This is a genomic window from Natrinema zhouii, from assembly GCF_013456555.2.
In the GTDB taxonomy this organism is placed as follows: domain Archaea; phylum Halobacteriota; class Halobacteria; order Halobacteriales; family Natrialbaceae; genus Natrinema; species Natrinema zhouii.
The window spans coordinates 827,019-844,569 of record NZ_CP059154.1; the positions used below are offsets into that span (position 1 = coordinate 827,019).

At 62.9% G+C, this 17,551-nt stretch carries 16 protein-coding genes and 1 pseudogene; 8 read left to right on the top strand and 9 right to left on the bottom strand.

Annotated elements, in window-relative coordinates; all coding sequences use genetic code 11:
- Window positions 1-221 precede the first annotated feature (221 nt).
- The 5 genes from HYG81_RS22685 to HYG81_RS22705 all read right to left on the bottom strand — a co-directional run bounded on the left by HYG81_RS22685 (window position 222) and on the right by HYG81_RS22705 (window position 4,288).
- A complete protein-coding gene (locus HYG81_RS22685) occupies window positions 222-845 on the bottom strand; it encodes a class I SAM-dependent methyltransferase (RefSeq protein ID WP_233289908.1) in 624 nt (207 codons plus the stop codon).
- A 109-nt stretch (window positions 846-954) separates the two neighbouring features.
- Complete coding sequence (locus tag HYG81_RS22690; RefSeq protein ID WP_180841956.1) at window positions 955-1,989, bottom strand: glycosyltransferase family 2 protein; 1,035 nt, start codon at window positions 1,987-1,989, stop codon at window positions 955-957.
- A complete protein-coding gene (locus tag HYG81_RS22695) occupies window positions 1,986-2,123 on the bottom strand; it encodes a hypothetical protein (protein ID WP_226376021.1) in 138 nt (45 codons plus the stop codon). The genes HYG81_RS22690 and HYG81_RS22695 overlap by 4 nt, the downstream gene beginning before the upstream one ends.
- The gene (locus tag HYG81_RS22700) at window positions 2,120-3,112 is read right to left on the bottom strand and encodes an NAD-dependent epimerase/dehydratase family protein (protein ID WP_180841957.1); all 993 of its coding nucleotides are present in this window, start codon (window positions 3,110-3,112) and stop codon (window positions 2,120-2,122) included. The genes HYG81_RS22695 and HYG81_RS22700 overlap by 4 nt, the downstream gene beginning before the upstream one ends.
- Before the next feature lie 3 nt (window positions 3,113-3,115).
- On the bottom strand, window positions 3,116-4,288 hold the full coding sequence (locus HYG81_RS22705; protein ID WP_180841958.1) for an NAD-dependent epimerase/dehydratase family protein: 1,173 nt from the start codon (window positions 4,286-4,288) through the stop codon (window positions 3,116-3,118).
- A 177-nt stretch (window positions 4,289-4,465) separates the two neighbouring features.
- On the opposite strand from HYG81_RS22705, the gene HYG81_RS22710 reads away from it, so the two are divergent.
- The 4 genes from HYG81_RS22710 (at window position 4,466) to HYG81_RS22725 (ending at window position 7,784) form a co-directional block, all read left to right on the top strand.
- Window positions 4,466-4,612 (top strand): hypothetical protein, encoded by a 147-nt coding sequence (locus tag HYG81_RS22710; protein WP_180841959.1) that lies wholly within the window; start codon window positions 4,466-4,468, stop codon window positions 4,610-4,612.
- Between the two features lie 111 nt (window positions 4,613-4,723).
- Window positions 4,724-6,247 carry a DUF58 domain-containing protein gene (locus tag HYG81_RS22715; protein ID WP_180841960.1) on the top strand — a complete coding sequence of 508 codons (1,524 nt, stop codon included), beginning with the start codon at window positions 4,724-4,726 and terminating at the stop codon, window positions 6,245-6,247.
- Window positions 6,244-6,894 (top strand): DUF8163 family membrane protein, encoded by a 651-nt coding sequence (locus HYG81_RS22720; RefSeq protein ID WP_180841961.1) that lies wholly within the window; start codon window positions 6,244-6,246, stop codon window positions 6,892-6,894. Before HYG81_RS22715 ends, HYG81_RS22720 begins: the two co-directional genes overlap by 4 nt.
- On the top strand, window positions 6,891-7,784 hold the full coding sequence (locus HYG81_RS22725; RefSeq protein ID WP_180841962.1) for a DUF7982 domain-containing protein: 894 nt from the start codon (window positions 6,891-6,893) through the stop codon (window positions 7,782-7,784). Before HYG81_RS22720 ends, HYG81_RS22725 begins: the two co-directional genes overlap by 4 nt.
- 54 nt (window positions 7,785-7,838) lie before the next feature.
- Here the strand turns inward: HYG81_RS22725 and HYG81_RS22730 are convergent, their stop codons facing one another.
- From HYG81_RS22730 to HYG81_RS22740, 3 genes are all read right to left on the bottom strand, one after another.
- Entirely contained in the window at window positions 7,839-8,885 is a 1,047-nt protein-coding gene (locus HYG81_RS22730; protein ID WP_180842961.1) for an AAA family ATPase, read from the bottom strand.
- A gap of 30 nt (window positions 8,886-8,915) precedes the next feature.
- Window positions 8,916-10,040 carry a DUF4350 domain-containing protein gene (locus HYG81_RS22735; RefSeq protein ID WP_180841963.1) on the bottom strand — a complete coding sequence of 375 codons (1,125 nt, stop codon included), beginning with the start codon at window positions 10,038-10,040 and terminating at the stop codon, window positions 8,916-8,918.
- Window positions 10,041-10,113: 73 nt separating this feature from the next.
- Window positions 10,114-10,395, bottom strand: coding sequence for a DUF8044 family membrane protein (locus HYG81_RS22740; RefSeq protein ID WP_180841964.1), 282 nt, complete (start codon window positions 10,393-10,395; stop codon window positions 10,114-10,116).
- A gap of 1,348 nt (window positions 10,396-11,743) precedes the next feature.
- Between HYG81_RS22740 and HYG81_RS45525 the strand changes: the two genes are divergently transcribed.
- Window positions 11,744-13,033 (top strand): glycoside hydrolase family 11 protein, encoded by a 1,290-nt coding sequence (locus tag HYG81_RS45525; protein ID WP_180841965.1) that lies wholly within the window; start codon window positions 11,744-11,746, stop codon window positions 13,031-13,033.
- A gap of 485 nt (window positions 13,034-13,518) precedes the next feature.
- Window positions 13,519-14,161, top strand: a pseudogene (locus HYG81_RS22755) (transposase domain-containing protein); the annotation flags it as partial.
- 781 nt (window positions 14,162-14,942) lie between these two features.
- Here the strand turns inward: HYG81_RS22755 and HYG81_RS22760 are convergent.
- The gene (locus tag HYG81_RS22760) at window positions 14,943-15,554 is read right to left on the bottom strand and encodes a TetR/AcrR family transcriptional regulator (protein WP_180841966.1); all 612 of its coding nucleotides are present in this window, start codon (window positions 15,552-15,554) and stop codon (window positions 14,943-14,945) included.
- Window positions 15,555-15,650: 96 nt separating this feature from the next.
- On the opposite strand from HYG81_RS22760, the gene HYG81_RS22765 reads away from it, so the two are divergent.
- Entirely contained in the window at window positions 15,651-16,568 is a 918-nt protein-coding gene (locus HYG81_RS22765) for an ABC transporter ATP-binding protein (RefSeq protein ID WP_180841967.1), read from the top strand.
- The gene (locus HYG81_RS22770) at window positions 16,561-17,346 is read left to right on the top strand and encodes an ABC transporter permease subunit (protein WP_180841968.1); all 786 of its coding nucleotides are present in this window, start codon (window positions 16,561-16,563) and stop codon (window positions 17,344-17,346) included. The genes HYG81_RS22765 and HYG81_RS22770 overlap by 8 nt, the downstream gene beginning before the upstream one ends.
- The last annotated feature ends 205 nt before the right edge of the window (window positions 17,347-17,551 follow it).

Below are 17,551 nucleotides of genomic sequence, written 5' to 3' on the forward strand. Positions count from 1 at the left end.
AGACGCCACAACTCGGACAGCGACGACCCGTCTCACTGTACCGCTTGTTGCTCTCTGGCACTCACTACGAGTTACGACACCCCGCTCACGGGGACGGTCAGCGATGCCTCCGCTCGAGGAGAGGCGGGCAGCGACCGTTCGAGAACGGACAGGTGTGAAATACACGGCCGAAAACGAGTGGAATCGGCTACCGTCGGCGATCGGTTCTCCGAAGCGGCCGGTTACTCGCCGCTGCGGGTGGCGACAACGGCGAGCGTGCTCTTCCCGACGCGGTCGGGCAGGAGGCGCTCGCACAGCCAGCCGCCGGCCTGCAGCGGATCCTCGGGCGTGAGTCGACAGTCACCGACGTACGTGACCTCGGTCGGCTCGAAGCCGTATCGCTCGAGTAGCTGGGTCAGCGTGGTCGCGTCGAACCAGCACGTGTGATCGGTGTTGACGAACTCCTGGTCCAGCAGGCGTAGCGCGACCCAGTGGACCGCCATCGCGTTCGGCGTCGTAATGACGAGCTTGCCGCTCTCGGCAAGGTGGTCGTCGATCGATTGCAACAGCCCATCGAAGTCGACGAGGTGCTCGATTAGTTCGCCGATAACGATCACGTCGAACGTCTTCTCGAGCGCGAGTGCCTGTGCGTCGCCATGAACGACATCGTAGCCGGCGTCGTCGAGTACCTCGAGTTCGTCCTCAAGGATGTCGACGCCGACCGCGTCGTCGGCCGTCCGAACGACGAGTTCGTGTAACCACGCCTCGTCGTGGCGTTTGTCGGAGTCGTGTGCGACACAGCCGATGTCGAGGACGGACGCGTCCCTGACGTAGTCTTCGATACAGCGTTCGAACGTCTTTTCCACGTTTCGTTTGCGCGTTTCGTTTACTCTCATGGTATCCGAAGGGGTGTTCGCTGCGGCCGCGGGCGCTGGACCGGTACCCGCCGGTCGAGATCGGCGGAGCAGTGCGGTGTCATCGCAGCCACGCGACGAAGATGATGCGCGTCAGGCCGATCGCAAAGCCCAACTTGGGTTTCTTCGTGTCGCCGTCTTTCCGATCCTCGATCCGGATCGGGATCTCCTCGAGTCGGAGGCCGTTCTTCCGCGCTTCGATGATCAGTTCGGGCGCGTTGAATCGCTCTTCGGTCAGCGTGAGCCGCTCGAGCATCGAGCCGCGGATCGCGCGGTAGCCATTCGTACAGTCGGTGATCCCGGTGTTCATCAGGACGTTGATCACGCCGGTGAAAAACCGGATACCGGTCCGACGGACGACCCCGTTTCCGGAGCGATCGACGCCGAGATAGCGCGACCCCATGACGTAATCGGCCTCGGCGTCGACGATCGGTGCGACGAGTCGCTCGAGTTCGTCCGGCGGATGCTGTCCGTCACCGTCGAGAGTGACGACGATGGCCGCATCGTTCTCGAGCGCGATCTCGAACCCCGTTTTCAGGGCCCCTCCCTGTCCCTGATTGATCGGGTGTTCGACGACCATTGCGCCGTTTTCCGCGGCGTTGGCGGCGGTCTCGTCGGCAGAACCGTCCGATACGACCAGCGGTTGGACCTCGTAGCCGCGGACCGAGTCCGGCAGCGACGAAACGACGGTGCTGATGGTGTCGCCCTCGTTGTACGCGGGGATCACGACGAACACCGTTTCGACGCCGCCGTCGGTCGTCGGGGCCTGATCGACGGACAGCGATCGCGTCAGCGCCGATACCTCGTCGTTGGCGCGTCGGGCGAGACTCAACACGTGGAAGACGAACCCGAGCAGGACGACGTTCGCGAGCAGCAAGACGACGATGTATCGCCGCTCGATGTCGAGGACGCCCCCGACGACGTCGAATGTTTCGGGGACGAACACGAACGACAGCACGCCGCTTGCGAGCGCGACTGCGATCAGGAGGTCGCTCCGCTCGAATCGGCGGCGGTACCGGTCGAATCCCCAGTAGAGGATCCCGACGGTGAGCACGAGCAACGCTGCGTCGAGCGGGTCGAATAGAACCGGAATCATGGGTCCCGTCTGAGCTGCTTTCGGATCGTGTCTTCGACCGTGTGTGTCGAGTCCCAGCCGAGGATGTCGCGGGTCCGCGTCGTCTCCACGGGGAAGGCGTCGACGCCGGTCGGTCCGGTGTCGGCCGCGCTCATCGGTACTCACCGTCCGAGACCGGTTGCCGCGGCGACGCCGCCACTGCCCGTCCGACCTCCCTCGATCGGGAGAACCGGTCGGCCAGCGAACGGATGCCCTCTCGCAGCGTCCACTCCGGCTCGAACCCGGTCTCCGAGAGCCGGTCGAACTCGACGTGGTAGGACGGCCTCGGCTGTTCGCCCTCAAGATAGACGATCTCGAGGTCGCAGTCGAGTTCCCGCCTGACGATGCGGACGATATCCCCGATACGGAAGTTTTGCTCGGTGCGTCCGACGTTGTACAGGTCTTGCGGCCATCGCTCGGGGAATACTGCCGCGTGTTCGTACGCTCGGGCGGCGTCCTGGACGTGGATGAACGGCCGCCAGTTCTCGCCGTCACTGTAGACCGTCAGTGGTCGGCCGGTTAGGCCCCGAAAGACGAAGTGATTGACGACGAGGTTGAACCGAATGCCGGGCGCGTAGCCGTAGTTCGTACTCATTCGCAGCGACGTCGCCGAGAAGCCGTGCTCGGCCGCCGCCTCGCGGACCACCCGTTCGGCCTCGACTTTCGCCTCCCCGTATGGATTGAGCGGGGCCGGTGTCGTCGTCTCATCGAGGTTCGTACTCGCCGCGCGGCCGTAGCTGTTACACGAGGAGGCGAACACGACCGAGTCGACGCCCGCCTCTCCGGCCGCTGCCGCGACGGTCTCGGTGCCGCCGACGATAACGTCACGCGTCTCCTCGGGTCGGCCGTGCGTGCTCGTAGCGCCGGTGATCGATGCGAGGTGAATCACGCGGTCGACACCGCACATCGCACTCCCGACATCGTCCTCGTCCCGAACGTCGCCTTGCCGGAACTCGAGGCCGTCGACCACGCCCAGCAGCGAGCGCGGCGAACCGGTCGCGAGCGAGTCGAGAACGACGATGTCGGACACCGCCTCGTTCTCCGAGAGGCGACGGACGAGCGCGCTTCCGATGTACCCACAGCCGCCGGTGACCAGTACCCGCATGGGTCAGCCCTCGCTCAGTATGTCGGGAAGGAACCGGTCCTCGTGGGCGACAATGGTCGACTCGTTCTCGAGCAGCGTCTCGATGATCGAGCGGACGCTTTCCTCGAACGTTACCGATTGGCCGCCGATCAAGGCGTCGTACCGGTCGTTTTCGATCTCCATCTCGTGTGTCTCGTCCTCTTCACGGGGGTTCTCGAAGTGTTCGACTTCGACGCCGAGCCCGTATTCGTTGGCCACGTCGGCGATCGTTTCCGCGACTTCGACGATGCTGATCGCGCGGGTGACCTGATTGTAGACGGTGTGGTTGTCGGGCCGGTCGTCCGGATCGGACAGCGCGAGCCGGGCCAGTCCCTCGACGGCGTCTTCGAGCGCGATGAAGGGCTTGCGCTGCTGGCCGCGGCCGTAGACGGTCATGGGATAGCCGGCGACGGCCTGTGCACAGAACCGGTGAGCGACGACGCCGAAGTAGTAGTCGAAGTCGAACCGTGTCCCGAGCCGGGGATCCGCGGCCGTCTCCGTCGTATCGGTGCCGTACGTAATCGCCGTCCGAACATCGGAAACGGGTATTCCGAACTGCTCGTGGGCCAGCCGCATGTTCGCCGCGTCGTGAGATTTCGTCAGGTGGTACCAGCTCCCGGCCATCGCGGGGAACGGGACGTCGTCGCGCTCGCCCTGATTCTCCATCGTCGCGCCGCCTTCGGGGACGGTGAACGAGGGGGCTCCGTAGACGCCGGTCGTCGTGGTCTCGACGAAGTGCGTGTCCTCGAGGCCGTTTTCGTGAAGCGACCAGAGGAGGTTCCGTGTCGACTGGAGATTGTTGTGCTGGGTGTAGTTTGCTCGCTCGCGGCCGATCTGCGAGTATGGTGCGGAGGGCTGTGCCGCGGTGTGGACGATCGTCTCAGGCTCGTGGACGCGGAGCAACTGGTCGACGAAGTCGCCGTCGGTGAGGTCGCCCTCGACGAACGAGAGGTTCCGGACGCCGTGGACCTCTTCGAGCGCCTCGAGGCGGTCGTCCATGGACGCCACGGGAGTGGCGCTTGTCGAGCCGACGGTCTCGACCCAGCCCCGTCGCGCGAAGTTGTCTACGAGGACGACGTGGTCGTCGGTCCGAGATGCGATCCGAACTGCCGTCGGCCATCCGAGATAGCCGTCTCCTCCGGTGAGCAGTACTGACATGATGCTATCATTAGTGTTCCAAGCGGGGCCAAAAGTGTATCTATTGGTAAGCACCGAGAACAATCAAATAGGCGGTGTCTACCGGATAGTTACGCCGTTTCACCGTTCCAATCTCGTGAAAGTATCAGGGTCCAATAGTGCAAACTTATTACCACCGGTGACTCAAGATCGGTTCGTATGGCCGACACGAGCGATACGAAGGAGGAGACCGAACCGACCGACCAAGCCGACGAGGCGGACGACGAACTGGTCAGCGATTTGCGGGACGGTGCGGGATGCGTCGAAATCTGGAAGCACCTCAGCGAGCAGCGCGACGACGAGTGACGGTCGGTTCGCGCGCGACACGCGTCCAACGATCACACGACGCCACGGTATGGAATTGCACCAATCGCCGATGACCAGTACCTTCAAACCCATTCCGGTGGGACGACCAATATGCGCGTGACACGTCACCTGTGGGGTTGTGTCTCTCTCGCCGGCTTTCTGGCCGCGCTCGCGGTCGTCCTCGAGCGTCCCCTCCTCTTGGCCGGTGTGGTGCTGATCGGCGCGTGGCTCCTCGCAGCCCAGTCCGCGTTTCTCGCCGCCCTCGAGCGGACGCGGCGAGGGCTCTCTGTCACCCGGTCGATGCCGTCCTCGAGCGTCCGCACCGACGAATCGGTTCCGGTGACGCTCGCCGCGACGCTCGAAGACCCGGCCCCGCTGCATCTCGATGTCGACGCGGGACTACCGACGGCGACGAAGACGGCCGACGGTGACGCGACGACCGTCTCCGTCGAACCGGAGGCGACCGGTGCGGAGCGGACCGCGGTCGCGAGTTGGCCCGTCGTGGGGACTCACACGTTCGATCCAGCGCGGGTAACCGCGACCGACGGCCGCTTCCGCGAGACGTTCGCCGCGGGCGGTTCGCCGACGGTCTCGGTCGAGTCTCGAGGGCCGCAGGCGATCCACGTCGGCGAGGGCGGCGATCGGCTCACGAGCGTGTACGGCGAGCACGCGCTACGGCGATCGGGCCGCGGCCTCGAGCCGTCCGAACTCCGAGAACACGTTCCTGGCGACGCGGCCAAGCAGATCGACTGGAAAGCGACCGCGCGGCTCGCGACGCCGTACGTCCGCGAGTACGAGACCGAGACGACCCGCCGGACGCTCCTCGTGGTCGACCACCGACGGCCCCTCGCGTCCGGCCCGCCGGCGGAGACGAAACTTGACTACCTCCGCGAAGTGATGCTCGCGACGGCCGAGAGCGCCCGCGACCGCAACGATCCGCTCGGGCTCCGCTGTGTGGGCGATCGCGGCGTGACGATCGATCTCGAGCCGGCCGCGACGGCAGAGGCGTACGCGACGATCCGGCGGGAACTCCTCGACATCGAGCCGACGCCCGCGGCGTCGTCACCGCAGGCCTCGGCCGCCCGTATGCGATCGCAGGCAACCGACGGCGGGCGCTCCGAGACGCCTCGAGCGTCGCGGGAAGACGCCGGCCCTTCCCCCTCGATCCACGGCGGCCCGACGCGACGGACGGCCCGTCACTCGGTCCGGGACCTCGAGGGCGACACCGATCCGTTCGCCGAGACGCTTCGCCCGTTCTACGCGGAATCGCGGCGCGATCGCCGCCGGGCTCGAGACCGCCCGCTCTCCGACGCGGTCCGGACGTCGCTGACGTCGTCCCTGTCCGCGACGCGGACGATCGTCTTCACCGACGATGCCGATCCGGCCGAGGTCCGCGAAACGGCCTCGCTGGCCAGACGGAACGACAGTGACGTCATGGTATTTCTCGCGCCGAGCGTCCTCTACGAGCCCGGCGGACTCGACGATATCGAGCAGGCCTACGAGCGCTACCGGGAGTTCGAGTCGCTCCGCCGTGACCTCAGCCGACTCGAGGGCGTCAGGGCGTTCGAGGTCGGACCCGCCGATCGACTCGGAACTGTCCTCGAAGCGGCGCGCGATCGAGGTGGTCGCCGGTGAGTGAGCAGCCGACCGTGGCCGCCGAGTCGGCCGGAACCCGCGAGACGGACGCGAGCGTTCGGGCCACCGTCGGCGGCCGGGCGACCGAACTCGACGCGCCGGCGATCGTCGCGCTTGCAGCGCTCGTCGGGGCGTTCTGGGTCGTCGCCGGATGGCCGGGGCTGATCGGTGGCGTCGCGACCGCCGCCGTCTGGTACGCGCTCGGGCCGCCGTACGCGGTGGCACTCGGCCACGTCGCGCTCGTCGTCTGCGTTCCCGCCGCGATCGATCCGATGTCGTTCGCGATCGTCGAGGCGGGGTTCGTGGCGCTCGTGCTCGCGTCGGCCCCCCGAACGGCGGCGACAGTGCCGATCCGGTACGTCGCGACCGCGCTCGCCAGCGCCGGTGCGCTCGCCGGGCTCGCCCGACTCGCGTTGGGTCCGGCGGGACAACCGCTGTGGGTGGCCGCCGCCGCGCTGCTCGCCGCAGTAGCCGGCGGCATGTACGGGCTCCACCGGTACGGGCTCGTCGTCGTCCTCGAGCGAGGAGCGATCGATCGCGGCGAGTCACACCGGCGGACGACCGACGAATCGACGACCTTCGGCATGACCGACGGCGAGCGGTCAGTGCCAGACGGAACGACGTCCGACACAGACACTGAACGATGAGCATGACAACCGACGATCCCGATCGAACCGACTCCCAGTCCTCGCCGACCGACGACACCGCTGTGCAGTCGTCTCAGGATCGAGCCGAGCTGGCCGCCAGAGCCGAACTCCTCGCCGAGGAGAACGCTCGGCTCCGGGACGAGTACGCCCGCGCCACCCGGGCGACGTACCGCCGCACCGCGCGGTGGCTCGCCGTCGTCGGCGCGCTCGCCGTCGTCGGCGGTTTCCTGTTCCCCGACGGGCGGGAGGTACTGTTTGCCCTCGGCGGCACCGGTCTGTTCGGCGGGATACTCACCGCGTATCTCACCCCCGGGCGATTCGTCGCCGCCGACGTCGGCGAGTGCGTCTACGCCGCCGCCGCGACGAACGCGGCGGCCCTGATCGACGACCTCGCCCTCCGCGACGAGCGCCTCTATCTCCCAGGGAGCGACGGCGCGTCCGTCCGGATGTTCGTCCCACAGCGAGCGGAATACGAACTTCCCGACGACCGATCGGGGCCGATCGTCACCCAAGCGGCCGAGCGGGGGCTCGTCCTCGAGCCGACCGGTGGGCGACTCTTCGCCGAGTTCGAGCGCACGCTCGGCGAGCCGCTTCCGGCCGAGCCGTCGGCCGCCGCGACGGCTCTCGCCGACGCGGTCGTCGAACAGTTCGAGCTCGCGCGGCGCGCGGAGCCGGCGGTCGACGCTGACGACGGTCGCCTCACGGTCGCGATCGACTCGAGCGCGTTCGGCGACGTCGACAGAGTCGACCATCCCGTCGCCTCGTTTCTCGCGGTCGGCGTCGCCGAGGCCCTCGATCAGCCGATCGAACTCGCGATCGACGCGGGCGAGACGCCCGACGAGTGGCTGATCACCTGCCGCTGGGACCGAGCGGACGAGAGAACGGAGTGAACACGGTCCGAATACTAATCGATACTCGCGATCCGACCCGCGATGCAGCGCGGGTTACGGTTGCTCAGAACTGTCGACGCCATCACGGCCGTCGCTGACCGCTTTCTGTTTGTTTGCATTGTCGATCACCGGAACATCGACCGACTCGAGGATGTCCGCGATGACGTCGTCCGCGGTGACGTCACCGAGTTCGGCGTCGGCGGACAGCACGAGCCGATGGATCAGCGTCGGTTCGGCTAGCGCTTTCACGTCGTCGGGAATGACGTACTCGCGGCCGTGGATCGCGGCCCGCGCTTTCGAGACGTCGAGGTACGCGAGCGTCGCCCGCGGCGAGGCACCGTGAGCGACGTCGGGGTGATCCCGCGTCGCGCCGACGAGATCGACGAGATACTCCTTGACGGGTGCGGCGACGTGGACGGACGCGGTACGCTCGCGAGCCGCGAGGAGGTCCTCGCGGCTGACGACCTGCTCGACCGCGCCCGGTCCGAGCGTCGGCTCGTCATCGAAGCGATCGACGAGTTTCAGTTCGTCGTCTTCGTCGGGGAGCTCCATTCGGTGTTTCAACTGGAATCGATCGCGTTGGGCCTCCGGCAGTTCGAAGACCCCTTCCATCTCGATCGGGTTCTGCGTCGCGATCACCATGAACGGCGTCGGCAGTTCGAGCGTCTTCCCGCCGATAGTGACGTGGCGCTCCTGCATGGCCTCGAGCAGGGCGCTCTGGGTCTTCGGCGTCGCGCGGTTGATCTCGTCGGCGACGATCACGTTCGCGAAGACCGGGCCGCGCTGGAGTTCGAACGTCTCCTTGTTCTCGCGGTAGATCTCCGTCCCCGTAATGTCCGCTGGGAGGATGTCCGGCGTCATCTGGACGCGGTTGTGCTCAAGCCCGCTTGCTCGCACGAAGAGGTCCGCGAGCGTCGTCTTCGCCACGCCGGGGACCCCCTCGAGGAGGAGGTGTCCTCGCGTCAACATGGCGATCGTGAGTAGTTCGACCGCGTCGTCGTTGCCGACGAGGACGCGGTCGATCTCCGCGCACAGTGCGTCGTGAATCGTCGCCGGATCGACTGGACTAGCGTCGTCGGATCGTGGATCGTTTTCGTTCATTCGTCGTGTCATGGGTTGGTGGTGACTCGGTCAGTCGCTATCGTCGCGGTTCCTGCCCCCTATCACGCGCCGAATCTGATCGTCATCCCAATCGGGATGGCGCTGTCGGAGGATCGCCACCCGCTCTTCGTCGGACAGGAGCGAGTCCGAACGGTGTCGCTCTCGAGGAGCGTCCCCGGAGCGGTCGCCCGAGCCCAGTCGCCGGACGCGGGCTCCAATCGAGCGAACGCGTTGGCTGGACAGCGCCGCGATCGCAGCGATGCCGCCGGCCCCGATCAGCGCCTGAAGGGGTCGGACGGAACGGACCGTCAGGACCGCCGCAGCCAGCGGCGGAATATCGGAAACGTGCGAGACGTCCAGCAGGACGCGATCGTTGCCCTCGTACAGTTCACGGACGAACCGCTCGTTGTCCGAGCGGGTATACATCGAGTTGATCACGATGCTCGGATCTCCAATCACGACGACCTCCCCGCTGCTGACGTTTTCGACGGTCGCGACCGGGTACGAACCGAGTTCGGCCTCCTGTCCGAGACGCTCGTCGTCTTCTGTGAGGTAGGAGACGTTACTCGTTTCGGCGAGTACCGTCGTGTTCTCCGAACCCGGCTCGACCGCCGTCGCGTAGTTGAGCGTCAACCGGTCGACGCCGGTGGTCATCGAGTGGTTCTCGACGCCGGTCGCGACCGGCATCGCTGGCCCGCCGTCGTGGTTGTACTCGTCGCGCACCAGTCTCCCGTCCACACGGGCATCGGCACCGACGTCCGCGAGCAGCGAGTTGCCGTTCTCACCGAAGCTCTCGAGGACGACAAGCGTGCCTCCGCTCTCGACATACTCCCTGATCCGCGCCGCGTCCTCGTCCGCGTACGGTTCGTCCGGCGCGACGACGAACGCGACGGTTCCGTTGGCGGCGGACTCGTTCGCGAACGCCTCGTACCTGGCCGCGTCCCGGACGAGTTCGCTCTCGACGGCGGGATCGTCCTCGAGCGAATCGCTGAGGTCGGTCGTCCCGTCCCACGAGGGATTGTACGGACTGAACGCCGCCGCGGACGTGGCCGCGAGGACGCCCAGCGCGACGACGGTCGCCACGGCGAGCGCGACCAGCAACGCGCGAGGCCAGACGACCTCCCCGTCTTTCAGGACGCCGGCGTGCCAAGTCACGGGATCAACCCCGATCGCGTCGATAGTCGTGTGACACCGGCAGGAAACCAGACGAACGCCGCTCGAGCGTCGGTCACCACGGGATCACCTCTGGCGGGAGCAGCCCCATGATTCGATGGAGTGTGAGGGCGGCGAACCCGACCAACCCGAGTAGTGTGAGCCACCGCAGGCGGACCCGCCACTCCGGCGTCACGTTGACCGGTGCCGTGAGCTCGGTGACGACGAGCAGTCCGAGCAGTGAGAGGACGAAAAAGAACTCGTACGAGAGCGAACCGAGCAGCGAGAGGACGAGCACCGTCGCTACCATCCACGCGAGTTGGCTGTGGACGAATCGCATCCGTCGCGAGGTCGCCATCCACCGTCCGTACCCCGATTGGGTATATAAACATACAGCAAGTAATTCGGGATACGGAACTCGTATCGATTCGCCGTTCCCGTTCCTGGTACTGCAATCGTTACGTTCGTTAGGATCGCTGTTCCAATCGGAATTCCCCATAGTTATTGCCACCGTTACTTTTCACATACGATGCGTAGCAGACCCCTTCAGCCTCGAAACGATCGATGGGTAGAGGGCCACCGCAGATGAGTCGTCGATTCGGCTGTTCGAAACTCTGGGCCAGTGAATTACATTCATATAGGTGTAATATAACGTGGTGTCTGATTCCACACCGCACTGAGAGAGTTACATGAATTCGGTACGGCAGGCCACGAATGAAATGAGTGCTCGAGTGAGTATTCAATTCTATGTGACACACCTCCACGAGCGACGGAAGCGAAACGGCATCAATCGTCGCAACGGTCAATACGCAGGACGCCTGTCCTTGACGGGCCGCCGGTTTCGGTCGGCGCTTGTCAGATTCGGTGAGTGGAGATGTCCGGTTTGGGGTCTCCCGTACGACACTGCACCCGCTGTCCCAAGACATGGTCACCTATCCATGATTGATGAACGATAACCATTGAGGTCGACTACCGGCGATGGCTTGGTATTCAGACACCTTTCCGTCGTATAACTGGTCTTCAGCGAACATAGGCCTCAATCTCACTGGAGATGTCTTTTATCGATTCCTATTCTTACAGCCATATGGATGTAATGTACCGGACGTTATTATGAGACCCCACCGCACTTTGTTCAGTATTACATAACAGATGGATTTTCTCGAAAAACGTGAGACAGGTCCCTGTTCGAGTGGAAACGGAAAATTCGATCCCGGCGAATCGGTCGTCAGTTCGGTTCGATCGCCGACGTAGAACCGGTACTCTCCCGCTTCGAGGACGTGTCCCTGGCCGGGAACAGAGTAGCCGAACGTAGACGGGGCAATCTCGACTTCTGAGGTGTCGCCGATTCGCGTGCGTTAGTTTGGCCCGCTCGAACCCGACGAGTAACCGTTCGGGCCTGACGCGCAAGGCGTGCGTCTGCGTCGCGTACACCTGTACGGTCTCCTGATCGGACGCGAATCGCCTGGCGTCGGTCGTTAGACACCGACGATACAGGTTATATTTACTATATGTGTAGTTGGATAGCTTTTATTACTAATAACCATATACTATGGGTCGTGGTATCAAATTACCATGAATAACGAAATGCGGTAGATCGACTGCTGATGAACCAGCTAACGACGGGTAGGATGCCGACCTGGACCGTCGAAAATCGAGGAGAATCGGCTCGAATAACAACGTGACTACATAACGATCACCACAGAACGATGACGAACGACGATACACGCGACACGGGAGTACTGACGGACGAACTGAACGATATCGAAGCACTCGAGGACTCGACGGACGCCAACGGGCCGAACGAGACCGAAGTGGTCGGCGAGGAAGACAGCGGCCTGCGCGAGATCGACCGGCGCAATTACATGAAAGCGGTCTCGGCCACCGCAGTAGCTGGCCTCGGCGTTGGAGCCGTGGCGTCCCCGGCCGCCGCCGCCCGGGACGTCACTTCGAACGAGACCGGTACCCACGACGGGTACTACTACTCGTTCTGGACCGACTCCGAGGGGACGGTCACCATGACGCTGGAATCCGGCGGTGACTACAGCGTCGAGTGGAACGACACGGGCAACTTCGTCTGCGGCAAGGGCTGGGAGACCGGCGCGCGCAGGACCGTGGACTACTCGGCCAACTACAACCCGTCCGGCAACTCGTATCTGTGCCTGTACGGGTGGACGACGGATCCGCTGGTGGAGTACTACGTCATCGAGAACCACGGAAGCTACCGGCCCGAGCACGACTACAAGGGCACGGTCAACACCGATGGCGGTACCTACGACATCTACGAGTCCCTGCGCGAGAACAAGCCCTCCATCGAGGGCGAGGCGACGTTCCCGCAGTACTGGAGCGTCCGCCAGAACACGCGGTCGAGCGGGACCATCACCGCCGGTAACCACTTCGACGCGTGGGAGAGCAACGGCATGAACATGGGTAGCCACGACTACCAGATCCTGGCGACCGAGGGCTACCAGAGCAGCGGGAGCGCCAGCGTCACGGTCGGAAGCTCCGGCGGTGGCGGTGGAGGCGGTGGCGGAGACGACGGCGGCGACAGCGGCGGTTCCACCGGCTCCGTCGCGACCGGCACCTACCGAATTACCAACGTCAACAGCGGCAAGGTGTTCGACGTCGCGAACTCCTCCACCGAGGATGGCGCCAACGTCCAGCAGTACTCCTACGGCGGGGGGTCGAACCAGCAGTGGAACGTCGAGGACACCGGCAACGGCGTCTACCGCATCGAGAACGTCAACAGCGGCAAAGTGCTTGATGTCGCGAACTCCTCCACCGAGGACGGCGCCAACGTCCAGCAGTACTCGGACGGCAGCGGTGACAACCAACGCTTCTATCTGCACGACCAGGGCAGCGGCGAGTACCACGTTCAGCCGGTTCACAGCGAGAAGGCGATCAACATCGCGGACTCGTCGACCGAAGACGGCGCCAACGTCCAGCAGTACGATTGGCATGGCGGCGACAACCAGCTCTGGACCTTCGATTCGGTGTAGACGGAAAACGCCCTCTGCGTCCGGCTTTTCGCCGGGTCCTCGAGATGTTTTCTTTCAGTTCGACCGTAACGATCCCGGCCTTGAGTATTCGACCGTTCGCCGTGAACGCTACTGGAGGACGCCCAGAATGGGCCGTCGATGCCGATAGATAGTCTCGAATGCCGCTTCCTATACTCACCACAGACCCCTCGAGATCGAGGGGCGAGACGTTGAATACCGGCGCGATCAACGCCGGCAACGAGAACAATAGCCATTCGGAAGAGTTGATTTCGTAGCGGAATTCGGGACGAAAACCGGACTGTTCGCGATGTGTCCAATCGATCAACCGTGAGGACATTGACTTCTGGCAAGGCCGTCGTTATACTTGTGGATGAACTACAGTAGTTTCAAATTATACGAGGTATTTAATGCAAATAATAAGGCATAGGGGTCGTATAGTTAGCGTGGTTTGAGAAGTGAGCAGGTCGTAGAGCTAGTTTGGACCAATGCTCGCAGACCTGCTCAGCGAGTGCTATGCGGCGGAATTTGATTATCCTTGGGAACGGAGCAGACGGAGACGCCCGTCAGGGCGTTCGGCGTCCATCTCCCCGCGACCGGTTGTTCGGCTTCGAGAGACACAAGCAATTCTTCGCTTGCTCGGCGTTGAACGCTCTCATCACGCAATCTGGAACTGGGTACATCGGCTGGCTGACAGCGTATCAGATCCGCCGACGTTCACAAGAGCGAAGATTTCGTGCGGCCCATCAGAACGCTTCGCGTTCTGAGGACGGCGAAGCCGTCGCGGGTTGCTATTGATAAGAATACTGCTAAGACCAGCGGCAAATGGCCTTGTGTATATGTTGCAATAAAACTCGACTCACGGCTGATTCTCGATGTCGCAGTCTTCGGACGACAAGACACCGACCCAGCCGCTGCGTTCTGCATAAATTGACCGAGAAACACGATCGCTCCGACACTGTGCTTCTCGTTGGTGACTACGGCTATCTGACTGCACTCTCTCGATTAGAGTTGAGCAGTCAGCTCGACTATATCGACCGAAAACCATATCGAAAAGTGATTTCACACCCTCAAATGCATGTCAACCGCTTCCATAACTTGTGGATGGCCAGTCGGGCGAGCGTCAGAGAATAGATTGAGAAGACCGTACACTACTATAACACTCAACGGCAGTACTAGTCAATCAACTGATGCACGCCAGCGGAGGTGCTAAACTAGACAGTGCCGGCAGAAGAATCGATTCACAGTCTGGAGGCAAATACCAGTAAGACTATTCCGATGAGAACCACAATCGTTCCAATCGTCTCACTACCGAAAGCGGCCTGCTGAGTGCCACCGACGAGTAATCCGAAGCCAAGTAACTCGGTTATTACTTGTGTGACGCTATTTACCAGAGTATCTACGACCCCCATATTACATAGCTTGACTTTTAGTTATTTGTGCATATATAGGGCCAAGGTGGCGAAACCACGCCGTTAACGACGAAAGACGTCAGGTCGACACCCCATCCGTAAGAGACAGTCTCGTCGGTTAGTCTGGAGAGCATGGGAGTGGTCCGGATTATCCCTACCCATTTACCAGTCGGTTGGCCTCGGGGAGCGACCGCAGCCACAGCATTGCACCCGTGCCCACGGGCGGGCCGACAACGAGTGAGATGAATGTCCACCGCCAACATATAGGATCTGAAGCGGGAAACCGTGAGATACTACATCCGAAATCTCTCGCCTCGTCACGGCGATGCGCGGGCTGGTACACGGGAGCGCGACGGCCGGTGAGATCGGTATCGGGCTCCTCATGTCCGCGGTGCTTGTCGCCATATTCTGACCGCTCACCGTGTTCCTCTTTCGCCACGAGCAGTAGCGGGCTTCACGCTACGCCGGGGTAACGGTCCATCCGTCGACCACTCGGTCGTTCAGTCGGCCGTCAATCCCCTAGCGAGCGTCGTGATTAGCAGTTCCTGAACTTGCTCGTAGTAGTCCTCGTCGTACTCTTCGTAATCCTCCCTGTGGAGAGCTAGCAGTTCGATCATTCCGACCAATCCGAGAATCGTCACCGGATCGCGTTCCGCGAGCAACCCGTCGCTGCGCTCTTGAAAGAATTCGATGTACGGAACGATTTCGGCGACGCCCTCCTGTTCGATCTCCGCGAGTCGCTCCGGTGGAACGGTATCGCGAAACATCCGGTAGTCATCTTCGCGGAACAGCTGTTGGACGAGCGGATTATTTTCGACGAACGCCTTGTAGCACCAGCACAACCGTTCGAACCCCTCGCGCGGGTCGTCGACGCCGTCGAGTTCGTTATCGAGGTTCTCGGTGAACTCGTCGACCTCGTGTCGCATGATCTCGAGGTAGAGTTCGGCTTTCGAGTCGAAAAACAGGTAGAACGAACTTTTGGCGATTCCAATGGGCTCGGTGATGTCCGCGACGTTCGTCTTCTTCAATCCGAACGCGAGGACCTTCTCGCGTCCGACCTCTAGGAGTTCTTCCCGGATTCGATCCCGCTCTTCGTCGCTAAAGCCGTGCATGGCCAGTTTTAGCGCTGAAACTTGATAACTAACTCGGTCATCGGTCATGACTTCATGACCGCAAAAGATATCTATTCATGGAGTCAAGGTAAAGATATGGCAGTCATCGAAGTGACCGATCTGACGAAGGACTACGGGAGCGTCCTCGGTGCCGATTCCCTCTCGTTCACCGTCGAAGAGGGGGAGGTGTTCGGGTTTTTAGGACCGAACGGAGCCGGGAAGACGACGACGATTCGTACGCTACTCGGACTGCTCTCACCCACCTCGGGAACCGCGACCGTGCTCGGGGCCGACGTTCGAGACGAAGCCGCGCTGCTCGAGGCGAAACGCCGGATCGGTTACCTGCCGGCTCACCTCGGATTCGACGAGGACGTGACCGGCAAGCGGGTCCTCGACTATCACGCGTCGGTCAAGGGCGACGGACGCCGGGATGAACTCCTCGAGATTTTCACGCCGCCCGTCGAGCGCCCGATCAGGGAGTACTCGACCGGGAACGAGCGAATGCTCGGGATCGTTCAGGCGTTCATGCACGATCCCGACCTCGTCATCATGGACGAGCCGACGTCGGGGCTCGACCCGCTCAAACAGGAGGCGTTCAACGAGTTCATCAGGGAAGAACGCGAGCGCGGAACGACGGTTTTCTTTTCGTCACACGTGCTGAGCGAGGTTCGGCGCATCTGCGACCGCGTCGGCATTCTCCGCGAGGGGCGGCTCGTCGGCCTCGAGGACGTCGAGACGCTGCTCGATCAGGGCGGCAAGCGTGTTCGCGTCCAGACGGCCGACGGGACCAGTACGGGGCTTGCGACCCTCGACGGCGTCATCAACGTGAGCACGTTCGCCGACGGCGTTCAGTTCATCTACACCGGTGACTACAACATGCTGCTCCGCGAGCTTGCATCCCACGACGTCCGCGAGGTGGAGATCAGCGAGCCGCCGCTCGAGGACGTCTTCATGCACTACTACGGGACGGACGAGCCGGAGCCGTCCGGTCAGGAGGTTAAGTCCAATGTTTGAGACCACCCGGTACGAGGCGATCCGTCGCGTTCGAGGAACGGCGGTTCTGACGGTCGCACTGAGCCTCTACGTGGCGTTTATCGTCTGGTACTTCACCGTCCTGGAGGGCGTCGATTACGATCAGATGCTCGAATCGATGCCGCCCGCGTTGATGGATGCGTTCGGCATCGAGACGATGGCGACGATCGAGGGCTTCCTCGGCTCACAGATCTACAACTTCGTGTGGCTGCTCGCGCTGGGACTGTACTTCGCGTACACGGCTGCTGGACTCGTCGCGAAGGACGTCGAGCGAGAGCGAATGGATCTGTTGCTCTCGTTCCCGGTCTCCCGGTCACGGCTGCTCGTCGAGAAGGTCGCTTCGCTACTGCTGCCTCTCGTCACGCTCAACGTCGTCATTGGCGTCGTCACCTACGTGCTGGTGCTGGCGGTCGGCGAGACGATCGATCCGGTGAATCTCGCGTTGGTTCACCTGCTGTCGATTCCGTACCTGCTCGTCTGTGCGGGGATCGGCGTGGTCTGCTCGGTACTCGTCGATCGAACCGCCGTCGCAGAGCGAGCCGCGATCGGCCTCGTATTCGCGCTCTTCCTCGTGGAGTCGGTTGTCGGTGGCGCGAGCGATTTCGAGTGGATTCAGTACATCAGCCCGACGTACTACTACGAGCCGACACCTGTTCTCATCGACGGCACGTACAACCTCGCCAACACCGGAATCCTACTTGCGCTCTTCGTGGTCTTGCTGCTCGTCAGCCAGTTCCTCTTCCGACGGCGGGATATCTAACTCCGCTCCGTCTGCGTTTTCTCCTCGTTTCGTCGGCGGACGCGGCCGTCCGCTGAGCCGAAACAATAGCACTGCCCCACTCGAGAGAAGGTATGTGACACTCGCTGCCGCCGCGGCGACGACGCCGGGCTCCCTTCGGCTCGTCACAATCCCCGTCTTCGCCTGAGTCGTGATTCGCGATATCAAGACTATCTTGAATCCGTTA